The sequence below is a fragment of the Microvirga sp. jy35 genome, assembly GCF_056148915.1.
Map to the genome: position 1 here is coordinate 37,010 of NZ_JBWBEW010000008.1, position 16,696 is coordinate 53,705.

Sequence of the window (16,696 nt, forward strand, 5' to 3'; positions counted from 1 at the left end):
GCTCCTCAGGATGAGGGCAGAGGGAGATGAAACGGTCTGCAGACGTGGATGGCCGGCACAAGGCCGGCCATGACGAACTGTGGGGCGACATCGCGGATCACACAGCCGGGTTCCCCGGCTCGGCTCCTGCTGATAAACAGCCGCCATGACGTACAAGGTTGCCGCTCTCTATCAGTTCGTACCCCTGCCGGATTTCCGCGAGATCAAGGAGCCGCTGCACGGGCTCTGCCTCGATCTCGGGATCAGGGGCACGCTCCTGCTCGCCCATGAGGGCATCAACGGCACCGTGGCAGGGTCCGAGGAGGGCATCGACGCCCTCCTGGCCGAGTTGCGGGAAGGACCGCTGTTCCAGGGCCGCCTCGACAATCTAGAGCTGAAGTTCTCCGCTGCATCCGATATGCCCTTCAAGCGCATGAAGGTGCGGCTCAAGAAGGAGATCGTCACCCTCGGCGACCCGCAGACCGATCCCCTGCGCCGGGTCGGCAACTATGTGTCGCCGGCGGAATGGAACCGGCTCCTGGAGGAGCCCGGCATCGTGCTCCTCGACACCCGCAACGACTTCGAGGTCGAGATGGGCACCTTCGAGGGCGCCGTCGACCCGCGGATAAGGCGCTTCAGCGAGTTCAAGGACTTCGTGAAGAACGAGCTCGACCCGGCCAAGCACCGGAAGGTCGCCATGTTCTGCACGGGCGGCATCCGCTGCGAGAAGGCGAGCGCCTACATGCTCAACCAGGGCTTCGAGGAGGTCTTCCACCTGAAGGGCGGCATCCTCAAATACCTTGAGGATGTGCCGGAGGCCGAGAGCCGGTGGAAGGGCGAGTGCTTCGTGTTCGACGAGCGCGTCGCGTTGGGCCACGGGCTGGTGGAGGCAGGGGAGGCGAGCGATGAGCGATCCTGAGGCCGTCAATGCCCGCATCGAGGCCCTAGAGGTCCGTGTCGCCTACCAGGACAAGGTGATCGAGGACCTGAACCAGACCGTGATCGCCCAGTGGAAGCAGCTCGACAGCCTCAAGCGGCAGCTCAATGGGGTGCTGGACCGGGTCCAAGAGGTCGAGGACAGCTCCGCTCCCCGCGGGCCAGAGCCTCCGCCGCCGCATTATTGAAGGCAAGCGAGCAGGCGCCGAGGGTGCCGGTGTCATCCCCGGTGCATGAAGTGCGGGAAGGGGATCCACGATGAGGCTCTGCACCATGGATCCCCTTCCCCCTTCGTTTCGCTCCGGCCGGGAATGACGCCCTCACTGTCATTCCGGGGCCGCGCAGCGGAGCCCGGAATCCATAACCGCTGACGGTGCAGACACAGGCGAAACGCTGATCGTTCTTTCCTCAGACGTCGTGTTTATGGATTTTCACGCCTGCGGCGCGGCCCCTCTCCCGACCTACTGCGCAGGCCACCCTCTCCCGCTGAAGGGGAGAGGGAGAGCAGCTCTGATGTTCTCATTTTGTTCTTGACAGCTGGGGCAAGCTCAGCTATATCATTGCCCATCCTCGCCCGACGAGGGGCGCGCTCGCGAGGCGTCGCAGGAACGGGGCAAGGAGCGGTCCCGCCGCAGGTCTCGCACGCCTGTGCTCGCGGGTGGCCGATCTGGCATGCCTCCAGGTCCGCTGAAACAAACCGCGCGTGACGAGCAGCTCGGCTCTCACCTTCACCACCACCCATCGAGCCGGGCTGCACGACGCGCCACCCTCGATCAACCTGAAGGCTCGCAGCACACGCTGCGGGCCCGAAGGCGCTGGATCTTTGACAAGTCTGCCGACTAGGCAGGGCCTTTAGCGTTCCCGGCACTCGGTTCCCACAAGTGCCAAAAATTTTTCCATGCCCCTCTTGAACGGTGATGCTCGTTCAACCAAATCATCGACCGCGGAGGCCCGAACGGCTCCGCTTGAGGCAGTTAACAGACTGATATCATTGGAGGAAGCTTCATGAAGTTCCGTCCTTTGCATGACCGGATCGTGGTCCGCCGCATCGAGGCCGAACAAAAGTCCGCGGGCGGGATCATCATCCCCGACACCGCCAAGGAGAAGCCCCAGCAGGGCGAGGTGATCGCCGTCGGCCCGGGCGCCCGCAACGAGCAGGGCCAGCTCGTGCCCCTAGATGTTCAGGTCGGCGACACCGTGCTGTTCGGCAAGTGGTCCGGCACGGAGGTCAAGATCGATGGCGAGGATCTCCTGATCATGAAGGAGAGCGACATCATGGGCGTGCTGGAAGTGACCGCCGTCCAGAAGAAGGCCGCCTAAGGCCGATCATCATTTAAGAGTCACACATCGTTACGTCTCATCAGGAGTGACGAACAATGGCTGCTAAGGAAGTCAAATTCGCCCTGGACGCTCGCGACAAGATGCTGCGCGGCGTCGACATCCTCGCCGACGCGGTGAAGGTCACGCTCGGTCCCAAGGGCCGCAACGTGGTGATCGAGAAGAGCTTCGGGGCTCCGCGCATCACCAAGGACGGCGTCACCGTCGCGAAAGAAATCGAGCTCTCCGACAAGTTCGAGAACATGGGCGCCCAGATGGTGCGCGAGGTCGCGTCGAAGCAGAACGACCGTGCCGGCGACGGCACCACCACGGCGACCGTTCTGGCCCAGGCCATCGTGAAGGAAGGTGCCAAGGCGGTTGCCGCTGGCATGAACCCGATGGATCTCAAGCGCGGAATCGACCTGGCCGTCGAGGCCGTGGTGGCGGACCTCAGGAAGAACGCCAAGAAGGTCACGTCCAACGACGAGATCGCCCAGGTCGGCACCATCTCGGCCAACGGCGATGCTGATGTGGGCCGCATGCTGGCGGAAGCCATGCAGAAGGTCGGCAACGAGGGCGTGATCACGGTCGAAGAGGCGAAGTCTCTGGAGACCGAGCTCGAAGTCGTCGAGGGCATGCAGTTCGATCGCGGCTATCTCTCGCCGTACTTCATCACAAACGCCGAGAAGATGCGCGTGGAGCTTGAGGATCCCTACATCCTCATCCACGAGAAGAAGCTGTCGGGTCTCCAGGCCATGCTGCCCGTGCTCGAAGCCGTGGTGCAGACGGGCAAGCCGCTGCTCATCATTGCCGAGGACGTGGAAGGTGAGGCGCTCGCCACCCTCGTGGTCAACAAGCTCCGTGGTGGCCTCAAGATCGCGGCCGTCAAGGCTCCGGGCTTCGGTGATCGCCGCAAGGCCATGCTGGAAGACATCGCGGTTCTCACTAAGGGCCAGGTCGTCTCCGAGGATCTCGGCATCAAGCTCGAGAACGTCACTCAGCAGATGCTCGGCCGCGCCAAGAAGGTGGTGATCGAGAAGGAGAACACCACCGTCGTGGACGGTGCCGGCGACAAGCGCGACATCGAGGCCCGCGTCGGCCAGATCAAGGCGCAGATCGAGGAGACCACCTCGGACTACGACCGCGAGAAGCTGCAGGAGCGCCTCGCCAAGCTCGCAGGCGGCGTCGCGGTGATCCGCGTCGGCGGTGCCACCGAGGTCGAGGTGAAGGAGAAGAAGGACCGCGTCGACGACGCCATGCACGCCACCAAGGCGGCCGTCGAGGAAGGCATCCTGCCCGGCGGCGGCGTGGCCCTGTTGCGTGCCCTGAAGGCTCTTGAGACGGTCAAGCCCGCCAATGACGACCAGAAGACCGGAGTCGAGATCGTGCGCCGCGCTCTTCAGGCTCCGGCGCGCCAGATCGCCGTCAATGCGGGCGAGGACGGCTCCGTCATCGTCGGCAAGGTGGCCGAGGCCGGTGACTACGCGGCCGGCTGGAACGCCCAGACCGGCGAATACGGCGACCTCTACAAGTTCGGCATCATCGATCCGGCGAAGGTCGTGCGTGTCGCGCTCGAGGACGCCGCGTCCGTGGCTGGCCTCCTCATCACCACCGAGGCGATGATCGCCGAGAAGCCGAAGAAGGAAGCGGCTCCCGCGATGCCCGCCGGCAGCATGGACTTCTAAGTCTTAAGCCTTCATCCAACGAACGGGACGGCGCCGCTTGCGCGGCGCCGTTTTCATTATGCCGATGATCTGCCAAGAATGAACGCTCGCTTCGCAGGAGACATCATGGCGGATCGCTGGTGGCAGAGGCCTCTCGTCAAACCCCAGGTCCTTAGGCCTGGGGATCGCGTTGCCATCGTGTCGACGAGCTGGGGCGGGCCGGCGGTTTTCCCACATCGCTACGAGGCGGGCAAACGCTATCTGGCCGAGACCTTTGGACTTGAGCCGGTCGAGATGCCTCATACCTTGCGCGCGGCGGACTGGATCGACCGGAACCCGCAGGCGCGGGCGGAGGACATCCATGCCGCTTTCGCCGATCCGTCGATCCGTGGCGTCATCGCCAGCATCGGGGGCGACGATGCAATCCGCCTGATCCCGCATGTGGATCTCGGCGTGGTTGCGCGTAATCCGAAGGTCTTTCTCGGGTATTCGGATCCGACGGTCCTGCATTTCGGCTGCCTCAAAGCCGGTCTCTGCTCCTTCTACGGCCCGACGGTCATGTCAGGCTTTGCCGAGAACGGCGGTATGCACGCCTACGCGGAAGCCTTCCTGCGCAAGGCCGTCTTCGAAAGCGGACCGGTCGGCGAGATCGAGCCGAACAGGAAGGGGTGGACCGTCGAGCATCTGCCCTGGAAGGATCCCGAGAACCAGAGCCGCCGCCGCGCCCTGACGCCATCGACCGGTCCACGAACGCTTCAGGGAGCCGGCACGGTGCGGGGCCATCTCATCGGCGGCTGTGCCGAGGTTCTGGAGATGCTGAAGGGTTCCGCCTGGTGGCCGCCGCTGGATTATTGGGACGGAGCCATCCTGTTCTACGAAACCTCCGAGGAAGCCCCGGCGGCAGCCCAGGTTCTTCGCTGGCTGCGCAACTTCGGAGCGCAGGGCATCCTGTCCCGCCTGTCCGGCATCGTTCTCGGGCGGCCCGGCGGGCAGACCGATGAAGCCTATCGTCAGGAACAGGAAAGGGCAGTCCTGCGCGCCCTGGACGAGGCGGGGTTGCCGGATCTGCCGGTGCTGGCGGAACTCGACTTCGGCCACACCGACCCGATCGCGACGCTGCCCTACGGGATTGTGGCCGAGATCGATTGCGCGCGATCACGCCTGTCCATCCTCGAGGCTGGCGTCTCACCGCGCGGCGCATGATCCCTGACCCGATGTCCGAACACATGCTTCGCATGCAAGCGCGTCGCTGACCGTCTGCGTTGATCTCATAGCTCGTCACCGGCGCCGGCCCGTACCGATCGGGCTTCCCGTTCCGTCCGCGGGAAGTGTCTCAAGCTTATCAATCGGTTGGTCCGGAACCATCACGGATGCCGTCGATTCCCTCGGCAGGAGCCTCCGCACGTGAGGGAGTGGACTGAAACTTTAGTCTAACTTTACTGAGCGTCACCGATCCCTTGTACCGGGCCTCCCTCACAGCGCGACATGCCCCCGAACAGGAGTAGGCAATCATGAAACGCCGTCACTTTATCGCAACGGCCGGAGCAGGCCTCGCCGCCGGCGCCATCGCCAAGCCGGCCATCGCCCAGTCCAATCCGGAAATCCGCTGGCGTCTGACTTCGGGCTTCCCGAAGTCATTGGACACGATCTATGGCGGAGCCGACTTCCTGGCGAAGTACGTGTCAGAGGCGACCGAAGGCAAGTTCCAGATCCAGCCGTTTTCGGCGGGCGAAATCGTCGGTACCTTCCAGGCCGCCGACGCCGTCAGCTCCGGCACCGTCGAGATGGCCCACACGGCAGCCTATTATTATGTCGGCAAGGACCCGACCTTCGCGGCCGCCGCGGCAGTGCCGTTCACGCTGAACGCCCGCCAGCTGAATGCCTGGCAGTATCACGGCGGCGGCATCGGCCTCGTGAACGAGTTCATGGCCAAGCACAACCTCTACGCGCTTCCCGGCGGCAACACCGGCACCCAGATGGGCGGCTGGTTCCGCAAGGAGATCAAGACCGTTCAGGACCTGCAGGGCCTGAAGATGCGCATCGCCGGCATCGCCGGGCAGGTGATGGCGAAGCTCGGTGTGATCCCTCAGCAGGTGGCGGGCGGCGACATCTATCCGTCGCTGGAGCGCGGCACCATCGACGCCGCCGAGTGGATCGGCCCCTACGACGACGAGAAGCTCGGCTTCCAGAAAGTGGCGCCGTTCTACTACTACCCGGGCTTCTGGGAAGGCGGCCTGACGCTCCACTTCCTGTTCAACAAGGGGAAGTGGGAATCCCTGCCGAAGCACTACAAGGCGATCGTGGAAGCTGCTGCCATGGCGGCGAACCAGGACATGCTGGCCAAGTACGACGCCAAGAACCCGGCCGCTCTCCGCAGCCTCGTGGGCGCCGGTGCGCAGCTGCGCCCGTTCTCCGCTGAGATCCTCGACGCCGCCTACAAGGCGACCAACGAGGTCTATGCGGAGATCTCCGCTCAGAATGCGGACTTCAAGAAGCTGATCGACTCGCTTCGCGCCTTCCGCAACGAGGAGTATCTCTGGTTCCAGGTAGCCGAATACGCCTTCGACACCTACATGATCCGCGCCCGTACCCGCGGCTAAGGATTATCGAAAGTCTGGCTTATCATCCTGGATGCACCCTGAGCCCTCACCCTGAGGAGGTCACGAAGTGACCGTCCCGAAGGGTCGGGTGCTTCCAGCGCTCTCCGGATCCTCCTTTGAGACGCCGCTTTGCGGCTCCTCAGGCTGAGGTTGGGAGGAGCGAGGCCGATTCTAAGAGCGATCCTTGAAACCCGGCGCTGAGTCTCTCAGCGCCGGGTTTCGTTTTGGCTGCGCTCGGCGCATGGCTCACTTGTCTTCAGCGGTCAATCTTTGGCTTGCATACTTGGCACGCAGACCTGATCTGTAGCGCACTGCTTCAGTCTGCATGTGAAGGAAGCCCCATGCCTCTCCTCTCCGTTCTCGATCTCGCGCATGTCCCCGAAGGCTCCACGCCGTCGGACGCCCTGCGCAACTCCCTCGATCTGGCGCAGCATGCTGAAGCGTGGGGCTACAATCGCTTCTGGCTGGCCGAGCATCACAACATGATCGGCATCGCGAGCGCCGCGACGAGCGTGGTGATCGGCCATGTGGCCGGCGGCACCAAGACGATCCGTGTCGGGGCGGGCGGCATCATGCTGCCGAACCATTCGCCGCTGGTGATCGCCGAGCAGTTCGGCACCCTCGACGCCCTCTATCCAGGCCGCATCGATCTCGGCGTCGGCCGGGCGCCGGGCACCGATCAGCGGACCCTGCGCGCCCTGCGCCGGGATCCTGCAGCGGCCGACACCTTCCCGCAGGATGTGCTGGAGCTGCAGGCGCTTCTCGGACCCGTCCAGCCGGACCAGGTGATTCAGGCCGTGCCGGGCGCTGGCTCGAATGTGCCGATCTGGATCCTCGGCTCCAGCCTGTTCGGGGCGCAGTTGGCTGCCATGCTGGGGCTGCCTTACGCCTTCGCGTCGCATTTCGCCCCGGGTGCCCTGATGCAGGCACTGCAGGTCTATCGCGAGCGCTTCCAGCCCTCCGCCCAGCTCGACCAGCCCTATGCCATGGTCGGCGTCAACGTGATCGCCGCCGATACGGACGAGGAGGCGCGGCACCTCTTCACCTCGGCGCAGCAGGCTTTCACCAACATGTTCCGCGGCACACGCGGCAAGCTTCAGCCGCCCATCGACGATATCGAGAGTTACTGGGCGCCGCACGAGAAGGCGCAGGCCATGAACATGCTCTCCTGCTCCTTTGTCGGCTCTGCGAAGACCGTGCGGGAGGGGCTGCAGAGCTTCGTCGCCGAGACCGGTGCGGACGAACTCATCGTCGCCTCGGCGATCTACGATCATGGCAAGCGTCTGCGCTCCTACGAGATCCTTGCCGATGTGCATCAGGGAATGAGCAAGGCGGCTTAGAATACTTGTCAAACCTCCCGGTCATGGCCGGGCTTGTTCCGGCCATCCCGATGCCGATAAGCGCTGCACCTCTCCAGTCGAGATCACCGGCACAAGGCCGGTGATGACGTGTGAACCTGGAAGAAATTGCACTCTCTTAAGCGGTTGCGCCGCGGCCCTTCAGGGTGGGATCCAGCGCATCGCGCAGGCCGTCGCCGAGGAGGTTCAGGCCGAGCACCGAGAGCGCGATGGCGATGCCCGGCGCGATGGCAAGATGCGGCGCCTGCGAGAGATAGGTCTGCGCATCGCTCAGCATTCGCCCCCAGCTCGGGATCGGCGGACGCACCCCCAGGCCCAGATAGCTCAGGCCGGCTTCCGTGAGGATCGCCAGCGCGAGCTGGATCGTCACCTGCACGATCAGGGCGCCCGCGATGTTCGGCAGCACGTCTTCCCAGGTGATGCGTAAGGGGTGCTTGCCGATGGCGCGAGCGGCGGCGATGTAGTCGAGGGTCCAGACCTGGAGCGCCACCCCGCGCGTGACGCGGGCGAAGACCGGAATGTTGAACACGGCGATCGCCAGGATAGCCGCGAGCGGCCCCGAGCCCAGCAGTGCGCCGATCATGATGGCGGAGAGCACCGCCGGGAAGGCGAAGACGACGTCCGATACGCGCATGGCGATCTCGTCGGCGATGCCCTTCCAGGCCGCCGCCGCGCATCCGATGGCGGTACCGATGGCAGCGCCCAGCAGAACCGCGGGCCACGCGATGGCAAGCGAGTTCCAGGCCCCGACCATGAGAAGCGACGTGACGTCCCGGCCGAAATGGTCGGTTCCGAGCAGGCCGACCTCTCCGGGACCTTTGAGACGCATGGCGACGCGCACGCGGGTGGGCACCTCAGGGGTCCAGACCAGCGACACCAGGGCGGTGGCGATCAGCAGCGCGGTGAGAATGCCGCCGACGACGAGGGCGGAGTTCAGCGGAATGCGCGAGCGCTTCGTCATGACCGGCTCCTCAGGCGCGGATCGAGGAAGGCGTAGCCGATGTCGACGAGGAAGTTCACCACGATCACGAGGCCGGAAAAGATCAGCACGATGTCCTTGATCACCACGAGGTCGCGCTGGTTGAGCGCCTGATAGGCGAGCCGGCCGAGGCCCGGCAGGTTGAACACGTTCTCCACCAGGATCGCCCCGCCGAAGAAGAACGACAGCTGCAGCCCCAGGATCGTCGTGATGGGAATGAGCGCATTCGGCACCACGTGGCGGCGAAGGGTTGCGCCCTTGTCGACGCCCTTGGCACGGGCGGTGCGCACGAAGTCGGCGCCGATCACTTCCAATGTGGCCGAGCGCGTGACGCGGGTCAGAACCGCAGCCTGGGGCAGGGCGAGCGCCACGGCCGGCAGAAGCAGCGCCTGCAGGGCAGGGCCTATGCCGGCGCTCCAGCCGGGAAAGCCGCCGGCCGGGAACCAGCCGAGCCAGGTGGAGAAGAACAGGATGAACAGGAGGCCGATCCAGAAGTTCGGCACCGCGACGCCGAGCTGGCTGAACACCAGCACGGCCCGGTCCACCGGCCCGTCGCGCCGCGCGGCGGCTGCGACGCCGAGCGGCAGAGCAAGCGCGGTGGAGATCAGGATGGCGAGCAGGCTCAACGGCAGCGTCACGTTCATGCGCTCGGCGACCAATGTGGAAACCGGCATCTTGTAGGTGATCGAGGTGCCGAGATCGCCCTGGAGGATTCCGCCGACCCATTGCAGGTAGCGCAGGAGCGCCGGCTGATCGAGCCCGAGCTCCTGCCGCAGGGCCGCAAGCGTATCCTCACGCGCGGCGGTGCCGAGCATGATGGCCGCCGGATCGCCGGGCAGAACCTCCAGGATCAGGAAGATCGCCAGCGACACGAACAGGAGTGTCACGGCCAGTGAGATCAGACGGGTGATGACGAGACGCAGCATGGGTTTAGGCCGGGCCTTTTCCCTCCCCCTTGCGGGGAGGGGTAGGGGTGGGGGTGGAACGACCGGGCGAGAGATCAGTCCAAGGAGGTCTTGTGTGTCCCACACACCGCCTGAAGCAGGCCATGAGCTTCGACTTTGCGACCCCCACCCTTAATCCCTCCCCGCAAGGGGGAGGGAACCAGCGCTCAACGCGGCTAGGATAGAATCCAGAACATTCTCGATAGTCGTCATCACTTCTCTATTCGTGAACCGGACAACCCGGAAGCCATGGCTGTTGAGATAGCTCGTCCTGCGCTCATCATGGGCAGCATTGGCGTCATAACCATGCTGATTCCCATCGACCTCGATGATAAGCTTCGAGGCGAGACAGCAGAAGTCGGCCACATAGGGGCCAATCGGAACCTGACGGCGGAAGTGCCCCTGCTCCAGAGGGATCCGATCCCGCAAGTGCCACCAGAGTTTTCTCTCAGGTTCAGTGAGGTTTCGGCGTAAGGACCGCGCGCGGTTCCGTTGCCTCACCGAAGGCCTGTTTGAAATATCTCTGACCCATGCATTCGTCATGGTTCCAGCTGCGCCGTCGGATCACTCCGTCCACGAAACCTCCGTCACGTCGTTCGACGGAATCGGAGAGTTCTCCCACAGGCCCTGGACCTTCGCGTTCCACACGCCGAGCTTCGGCAGCTGGAACAGGAACAGGGCGGGCACGTCCTCGGCGAGGATCTTCTGCGCTTCCGCATATTTCGCGAAGCGCGCCTTCTCGTCCGTGGTCTTGGCCGCCTCTGCGATCAAGGCTTTGAACTTGTCGTTCTTGTAGTTGAAGTAGTAGCTGTCGCGGGCGAAGATCTCGATGTCCAAGGGTTCCGTGTGGGACACGATGGTGACGTCGTAATCCTTGTTCTTGAACACCTCCTCGATCCACTTGGCCGGGAACTCGGTCGGGATGATCTTCAGCTCCACGCCGACTTCCGCCATCATGGCGGAGAGCAGTTCCGCCGAGCGGCTGGCATAGGCCATCTGGGGCGACTTGATGGTGATCGACAGGCCGTTGCCGTGGCCAGCCTCCTTCAGCAGCGCCTTGGCCTTCTCCACGTCGTAGGGAATGACGTTCGTGGTATCCACGAAGGCTGGGTTGTTCGGGGAGAAGAAGCTGCCGATGGGCTGGCCGAAGCCGGAATAGGCGCCTTCGATCAGCGCCTTGCGATCGACCGCATGCATGAGCGCGCGACGCACGCGCACGTCGTCGAAGGGCTTCTTGGCGCTGTTGATGCCCGCGACGGTCTCGCCTTCCGTGTTGCCGGCGACTGCCTTGAAACGGTTGTCCTTCTGGAACTCGGCAAAAAGCTCCGGCGCGCCGAGGTTCGGGAACGCGTCCACGTCGCCCGCGCGCAGGGCCGCCACCTGGGCTTGCGCATCACTGATGAAGCGGAAGGTGACGCTCTCCAGCTTCACCTTGTCCTTCTGCCAGTAATCGGGATTCTTCGTCAGCTCCACCCGGTCGCCGCGGGTCCAGGACTTGAACTTGAAGGGCCCGGTGCCTACGGGGTTGGCAGCATTGTTGGCCGCCGTCTCCGGCGCCACGATCACCGCGTCGCCCCAGCCGAGATAGTAGAGGAAGTTGCCCGAGGTCTCCTTCAGCTTGATCGCCACGGTGGCGGGATCGGGCGTCTCGATGGCGGCGATCGGCGCGAAGATCTGCTTCTGCGCGTTGGTCGATTTCGGGTCGCGGGCGCGGTCGAAGGCGAACTTCACATCCGCCGAATCGAAGGTCGAGCCGTCGTGGAACTTCACGCCCTCCTGCAGGCGGAAGGTGTAGGTCAGGCCGTCGGGCGAAACCTCCCAGCTTTTCGCGAGCAGGGGCTGCACCTTGCCGGTCCGGTCGATGCGCACGAGGCCTTCGTACAGGTTGGCCCAGGTCACCTCGCGGATGGCGACGGGGGCGGCAATCGTCGGGTCGAGACCCGGCGGCTCGATGGGCATGCCCACCACCAGGGAGGTCTTGGCGGCCAAAGCCGGAAGGGCGCTGACGGAGAGGAGGAGGGCGGCAGTCAGGAGGCGCTTCGTCATCAGGCTTGAACTCCATCCGGTATAGGCTGCGACAGGTCGCGGTGAGGTCAGCTTACGCAGGATGGCGCCGGATGGAAGACCGTCATGACGGATTGTTCACTTAACTTGCGTCCTGGGGAGGCCTAAGGAGCTTTGTCGAACAACCCGCCAGGCTGGCTCTTCCGAACGGCTCTGGCGGCAAAGAAAGGCTTCGAGATGGCCGTTGAAACAGCCCGGGTGCCCACCACGCATGGCGCCAGATACCTCCAGCAGCTCTGCAAGCACTGGAGCCACAAGCTGGACGTTCAGCTGTCGGACAACGAGGGCATCGTCCGGTTCCCGGCTGCCGTTGCCACCATGACGGCTGATTCCGATACTCTCACGGTGAAGGTGGAGGCGGGGGACGACGAGACGCTGCAGCGGATGAAGGGCGTTGTCGCCTCGCATCTCGACAGGTTCGCCTTCCGGGAAGCGCCGCTGCCGTTCGAGTGGTCGAAGGGGTGACACGTCCTTTCCCTCCCCATTGCGAGGAGGGATTGAGGGTGGGGTTATGCGGCCGGGTGAGACCTTTCCGTCATGGCCGGGCTCGTCCCGGCCATCTCGACCTTGTGAGGCGCAGCGTTTCAAACATGCGGGATCACCGGCACAAGGCCGGTGATGACATGGTGGGGAATGCGTTGCCAGCATTCGTCAAACGCAGCGCTCTGACTTTGCGACCCCACCTTAACCCCTCCCCACCAGGGGGAGGGGAAATAAGTTGCCTCAGATGCACCGCCCGCCGTCGACCTCCAGCACCACGCCGGTGATCATGCTCGCCTCGTCGGAGGCGAGGTAGAGCGCTGCGTTGGCGATGTCCTGCGGGGTGGAGAAGCGGCCAAGCGGAATGGAATTGACGAATTGCTCGCGCTTCTGCGGGGTGTCCTCGCCCATGAAGGTGGCGAGCAACGGCGTCTCGCCGGCGACGGGGGCGAGCGCGCAGACGCGGATCCTGCTGGGGGCGAGCTCCACGGCCATGGATTTGGTCATGGTATGCACGGCGCCCTTGGTGCTGTTGTACCAGGTGAGGCCTGGGCGCGGGCGCAGGCCCGCCGTCGAGCCCACATTGATGATCACGCCACTGCCCTGATTCTGCATCAGCGGCACGGCCGCCTTGGCGAAGAGGTAGATCGACTTCACGTTGACCGCGAAGACCCGGTCGAATTCCTCCTCGTCGACTTCCAGCATCGGGCGGTTGCGGTGGCTGATGCCCGCATTGTTCACCACGATGTCGAGCCTGCCGAACGCGGAGACGATCTTCTCAACGGCCGCGTTCACGTCCGCGGCCTTCGACACGTCGGCAGCAAGGCCGATGGCGGAAGAGCCGATCTTCTCCGCCGCGCTCCTGGCTGCGGCTTCGTTGATGTCGATGATGGCGACCTTGGCGCCCTCGCGGGCGAATGTTTCGGCGATGCCCAGACCGAAACCGGAGCCGGCGCCCGTGATCAGCGCCACCTTGCCTTCGAGGCGATTCATGGTTCTTCCCTACCTTTGTGACTGGCTGTCGTTTCGAAATTCTCCGTCTTCATCCTGAGGAGCGGCACAGCTGCGTCTCGAAGGAGATTCCAGCACTCTCTGGAGCCTCCTTCGAGACGGTCGCTCCGCAACCTCCTCAGGATGAGAGGGATTGTGGTCTCAGAAATCGTTCTAACCGTGCGCGATGACGAGCGTTCGGGTCGTGGTGAACTCGATCAGGCCTTCAAAGCCCTTCTCGCGCCCATGGCCCGAACGGCCGAAGCCGCCGAAGGGCAGCTCGATGCCGCCGCCGGCCCCGTAGCAGTTCACGAAGACCTGGCCCGCGCGCATGGCGCGCCCGACCCGGGTGGAGCGCATCCCGTCCCGGCTCCAGATGCCCGCCGCAAGGCCGTATTGCGTGCCGTTCGCAAGCCTGATCGCCTCCGCCTCGTCCTCGAAGGGCGTCGCCACCAGCACCGGTCCGAAGACCTCTTCCTGAGTCAGGATGCTCTCATGAGGGACGGGGGCGAGGAAGGTGGGCGCCACGTAGTAGCCGCCGGGAGGCGCATCGAGCGCCACCACGCCCTCTCCGACGACGGTGAGGCCCTCGTTGCGGCCGCGCTCCAGATAGACGAGGACGCGCCGCTGCTGCGCCTGGTTGATCATGGGGCCGAGATCGGGCTCGTGCTCGGGATGCCCGGCGCGCAGGGTCCGGAAGCGCTCGGAAACCGCATCGACCACATCCTGGAAGATGCCGCGCTGGATCAGCAGGCGGCTGCCGGCCGAGCAGGTCTGGCCGCCGTTCTGGATGATCGCGTTGACGAGGGTCGGCAGGGCCCGCTCGAGATCCGCATCGTCGAACACCACCTGGGCGGACTTGCCGCCGAGCTCGAGGGTCACGCCCACGTGGTTCTGCGCCGCGGCGATCTGGACGGCCGTGCCGGTCTCCGGGCTGCCGGTGAAGGACAGGAAGTCGATGCCGGGATGGCCTGCGAGCGCCGCGCCCGCCGAGCGGCCGAGGCCCGTCACCACGTTGAGCGCACCGTCGGGCAAGCCGACCTCGCGGGCCAACGCCGACACGCGCAGGATCGTCAGCGAGGCATCCTCCGCGGGCTTGACGACCGTGGCATTGCCGGCAGCCAAAGCTGCGCCCACCGAGCGGCCGAAGATCTGCATCGGGTAGTTCCAGGGCACGATGTGCCCGGTCACCCCGTGCGGCACCCGCTCGACGCCGATGAAATGGGTGTTGAGATACGGGATCACATCGCCATGGAGCTTGTCGGCGGCGCTGCCGTAGAATTCGAAATAGCGGGCGAGCGCAATGGCGTCGGCGCGGGACTGGCGCAGGGGCTTGCCGTTGTCGCGGCTTTCCAGAAGCGCAAGCTCGTCCGCATGGGCCTCGACGGCGGCGGCCAGCTTCATCAGCAGGCGTCCGCGCTCGGTGGCCGTCAGCTTGCCCCAGGCGCCGTCGAGCGCGTTCCGGGCAGCCTTCACGGCCTCGTCAATGTCCTGAGGTGTGCCAGAGGCGATGCGGGCGAAGAGCGTGCCGTCGACGGGCGAGAACACATCCAATGTCATGCCGTCGGAAGCAGGACGGTCGCGCCCGCCGATGAAATTCTGGAACACCATGTTGGGCGCGACCTTGGCGCTGACCTGATCGTTCACGGGTGTCGTCTCCCTAAATCATCGTGTGCATGCCCGGCACGGCGGCCAGGAGCTGGCGGGTATAGGCATCCCGCGGGTGCGCGAAGAGTTGCGCGGTTTCGGCCATTTCCACAATCCGACCTTTTTGCATGACAGCCACGCGGTCGCAGATCTGGGCGGCAACCCTCAGGTCGTGGGTAATGAACAGAATGGCAAGGCCGAACTCCTCCTGGAGGCCTTTCAAAAGCTTCAGGATCTCGGCCTGAACCGACACGTCCAGGGCCGAGACGGCCTCGTCCGCCACCAGTACGTCCGGCCTCATGGCGAGCGCGCGGGCGATGCCGATGCGCTGGCGCTGGCCGCCGGAGAACTCGTGCGGGTAGCGCTCGATGACCTGCGCCGGAAGTCCGACCTTCTCAAGCAGGATGCGCGCATCGTCGAGAGCCTTGGCCGGATCCGCTCCTTGCGTGACCGGACCCTCGGCGATGATGCGGCCTACGGTGCGCCGTGGGTTGAGGGAGGCGAAGGGATCCTGAAACACCATCTGGATCTTCCGGCGGTGGGATCGAAGCTCGCGCTGGGACAGGGTGGCGAACGGGAGATCCCCGATGGTGATGGCGCCGCCGTCGGGCTCGATCAGCCGCAGCACGCAGCGCCCGACCGTGGACTTGCCGGAACCGGATTCGCCCACGAGCCCGAGCGTCTCGCCGCGGCGGATGTCGAAGCTTACCGCATCGGCCGCCTGGACCTCGCGACCTTTGCGGAAGAAGCCGCGCCCGCCATAGGTCTTGGTGAGCCCATCCACCTTCAGGGCGATGGGCTCGCCTGTCAGCGCCTTGGGAGTGGGTGGCGTCAGCGAGGGAACGGCCGCGAGGAGGCGCTTGGTGTAGGCGTGCTGCGGGCGGGTGAGGACCTGTTCGACGGTTCCTTCTTCGACGAGTTCGCCGTGCTGCAGCACGGCGACCCGATCGGCGATCTCGGCCACCACGCCGAAATCGTGGGTGATGAACAGCACCGCCGTGCCCATCTTGCGGCGCAGGTTGTCGATGAGCCTCAAGACCTGGGCCTGCGTGGTTACATCGAGGGCGGTGGTCGGCTCGTCGGCGATGAGGAGCTTCGGCTCGAGCGCGAGCGCCATGGCGATCATCACCCGCTGGCGCTGACCGCCGGAGAGTTCGTGCGGATAGGCTTTCGCGATCAGCTCCGGATGGGGCAGATGCACTTCGGTCAGGAGGTCGAGCACGCGCCTGTCCCGCTCTCCGGGGCTGTGCAGCCCATGGGCTCGGAAGGTCTCGGAGATCTGGTCTGCCACCCGCATCACCGGGTTCAGCGAGGTCATCGGCTCCTGAAACACGGTGCCGACCTCGCGGCCGCGGACATCGCACCAGCCGGCCTCGTCGAGGGTAAGGAGATCGCGCCCGGCAAGCCTGATCGTGCCCGACAGGACCTCGACGCCCCGCGGCAGCAGGCCGATGGTGGCCATCGCGGTCATGGACTTGCCGGAGCCGGATTCGCCTACCACGCACAGGGTCTCGCCCGGATTGATCGACAGGGACACGTTCCTGATCGCATGCTGCCGGTCGGCCAGGGCCGGCAGGCCGATGGAGAGGTTCTCGATCGACAGCACGGGGGAGGGGCTGCTCACCATCGTTCTCCTGCGGGATGTGTCAAAGGGTTATCCTTGCGATCTCTCACGCCCCGTCAATCCATTCCGGGCGATGCCGTGTTGAGAATGATGTTCGCTCCGCCATATCATGCC

Annotated in this window: 15 protein-coding genes; 8 read left to right on the top strand and 7 right to left on the bottom strand. The window is 64.9% G+C overall.

The features are described 5' to 3' along the window. The first annotated feature begins 145 nt into the window (after positions 1 to 145). The 7 genes from trhO to AC0QTX_RS08680 all read left to right on the top strand — a co-directional run bounded on the left by trhO (position 146) and on the right by AC0QTX_RS08680 (position 7,836). Complete coding sequence (gene trhO / locus AC0QTX_RS08650; RefSeq protein WP_474603428.1) at positions 146 to 898, top strand: oxygen-dependent tRNA uridine(34) hydroxylase TrhO; 753 nt, start codon at positions 146 to 148, stop codon at positions 896 to 898. Further along, positions 885 to 1,103: a SlyX family protein gene (locus AC0QTX_RS08655; RefSeq protein ID WP_474603429.1), complete on the top strand. Its 219-nt coding sequence runs from the start codon at positions 885 to 887 to the stop codon at positions 1,101 to 1,103. Before trhO ends, AC0QTX_RS08655 begins: the two co-directional genes overlap by 14 nt. A gap of 817 nt (positions 1,104 to 1,920) precedes the next feature. Continuing rightward, a complete protein-coding gene (gene groES / locus AC0QTX_RS08660) occupies positions 1,921 to 2,235 on the top strand; it encodes a co-chaperone GroES (protein ID WP_474603430.1) in 315 nt (104 codons plus the stop codon). Positions 2,236 to 2,291: 56 nt separating this feature from the next. Next, a complete protein-coding gene (gene groL / locus AC0QTX_RS08665) occupies positions 2,292 to 3,917 on the top strand; it encodes a chaperonin GroEL (RefSeq protein ID WP_474603431.1) in 1,626 nt (541 codons plus the stop codon). Positions 3,918 to 3,995: 78 nt separating this feature from the next. Continuing rightward, a complete protein-coding gene (locus AC0QTX_RS08670) occupies positions 3,996 to 5,099 on the top strand; it encodes a S66 family peptidase (protein ID WP_474603432.1) in 1,104 nt (367 codons plus the stop codon). Positions 5,100 to 5,407: 308 nt separating this feature from the next. Next, positions 5,408 to 6,496, top strand: a complete 1,089-nt coding sequence (locus AC0QTX_RS08675) for a TRAP transporter substrate-binding protein (RefSeq protein ID WP_474603433.1) — start codon at positions 5,408 to 5,410, stop codon at positions 6,494 to 6,496. A 341-nt stretch (positions 6,497 to 6,837) separates the two neighbouring features. Further along, positions 6,838 to 7,836 (top strand): LLM class flavin-dependent oxidoreductase, encoded by a 999-nt coding sequence (locus AC0QTX_RS08680; RefSeq protein ID WP_474603434.1) that lies wholly within the window; start codon positions 6,838 to 6,840, stop codon positions 7,834 to 7,836. 136 nt (positions 7,837 to 7,972) lie between these two features. Here AC0QTX_RS08680 and AC0QTX_RS08685 read toward each other — a convergent pair whose 3' ends face one another. The 4 genes from AC0QTX_RS08685 to AC0QTX_RS08700 form a co-directional block, all read right to left on the bottom strand. After that, on the bottom strand, positions 7,973 to 8,815 hold the full coding sequence (locus AC0QTX_RS08685) for an ABC transporter permease (RefSeq protein WP_474603435.1): 843 nt from the start codon (positions 8,813 to 8,815) through the stop codon (positions 7,973 to 7,975). Continuing rightward, positions 8,812 to 9,759 carry an ABC transporter permease gene (locus AC0QTX_RS08690; RefSeq protein ID WP_474603436.1) on the bottom strand — a complete coding sequence of 316 codons (948 nt, stop codon included), beginning with the start codon at positions 9,757 to 9,759 and terminating at the stop codon, positions 8,812 to 8,814. Before AC0QTX_RS08690 ends, AC0QTX_RS08685 begins: the two co-directional genes overlap by 4 nt. Positions 9,760 to 9,909: 150 nt before the next feature. Further along, a complete protein-coding gene (locus tag AC0QTX_RS08695) occupies positions 9,910 to 10,320 on the bottom strand; it encodes an endonuclease domain-containing protein (RefSeq protein WP_474603437.1) in 411 nt (136 codons plus the stop codon). A gap of 21 nt (positions 10,321 to 10,341) precedes the next feature. Next, on the bottom strand, positions 10,342 to 11,823 hold the full coding sequence (locus AC0QTX_RS08700; RefSeq protein ID WP_474603438.1) for an ABC transporter substrate-binding protein: 1,482 nt from the start codon (positions 11,821 to 11,823) through the stop codon (positions 10,342 to 10,344). A 195-nt stretch (positions 11,824 to 12,018) separates the two neighbouring features. On the opposite strand from AC0QTX_RS08700, the gene AC0QTX_RS08705 reads away from it, so the two are divergent. Further along, positions 12,019 to 12,306 carry a DUF2218 domain-containing protein gene (locus AC0QTX_RS08705; protein ID WP_474603439.1) on the top strand — a complete coding sequence of 96 codons (288 nt, stop codon included), beginning with the start codon at positions 12,019 to 12,021 and terminating at the stop codon, positions 12,304 to 12,306. 258 nt (positions 12,307 to 12,564) lie between these two features. Here the strand turns inward: AC0QTX_RS08705 and AC0QTX_RS08710 are convergent, their stop codons facing one another. From AC0QTX_RS08710 to AC0QTX_RS08720, 3 genes are all read right to left on the bottom strand, one after another. Continuing rightward, the gene (locus AC0QTX_RS08710; protein ID WP_474603440.1) at positions 12,565 to 13,314 is read right to left on the bottom strand and encodes an SDR family oxidoreductase; all 750 of its coding nucleotides are present in this window, start codon (positions 13,312 to 13,314) and stop codon (positions 12,565 to 12,567) included. A 171-nt stretch (positions 13,315 to 13,485) separates the two neighbouring features. Further along, positions 13,486 to 14,958, bottom strand: coding sequence for an aldehyde dehydrogenase family protein (locus AC0QTX_RS08715; protein ID WP_474603441.1), 1,473 nt, complete (start codon positions 14,956 to 14,958; stop codon positions 13,486 to 13,488). 13 nt (positions 14,959 to 14,971) lie between these two features. Then, positions 14,972 to 16,585 (bottom strand): ABC transporter ATP-binding protein, encoded by a 1,614-nt coding sequence (locus AC0QTX_RS08720; RefSeq protein ID WP_474603442.1) that lies wholly within the window; start codon positions 16,583 to 16,585, stop codon positions 14,972 to 14,974. Positions 16,586 to 16,696: the final 111 nt, after the last annotated feature.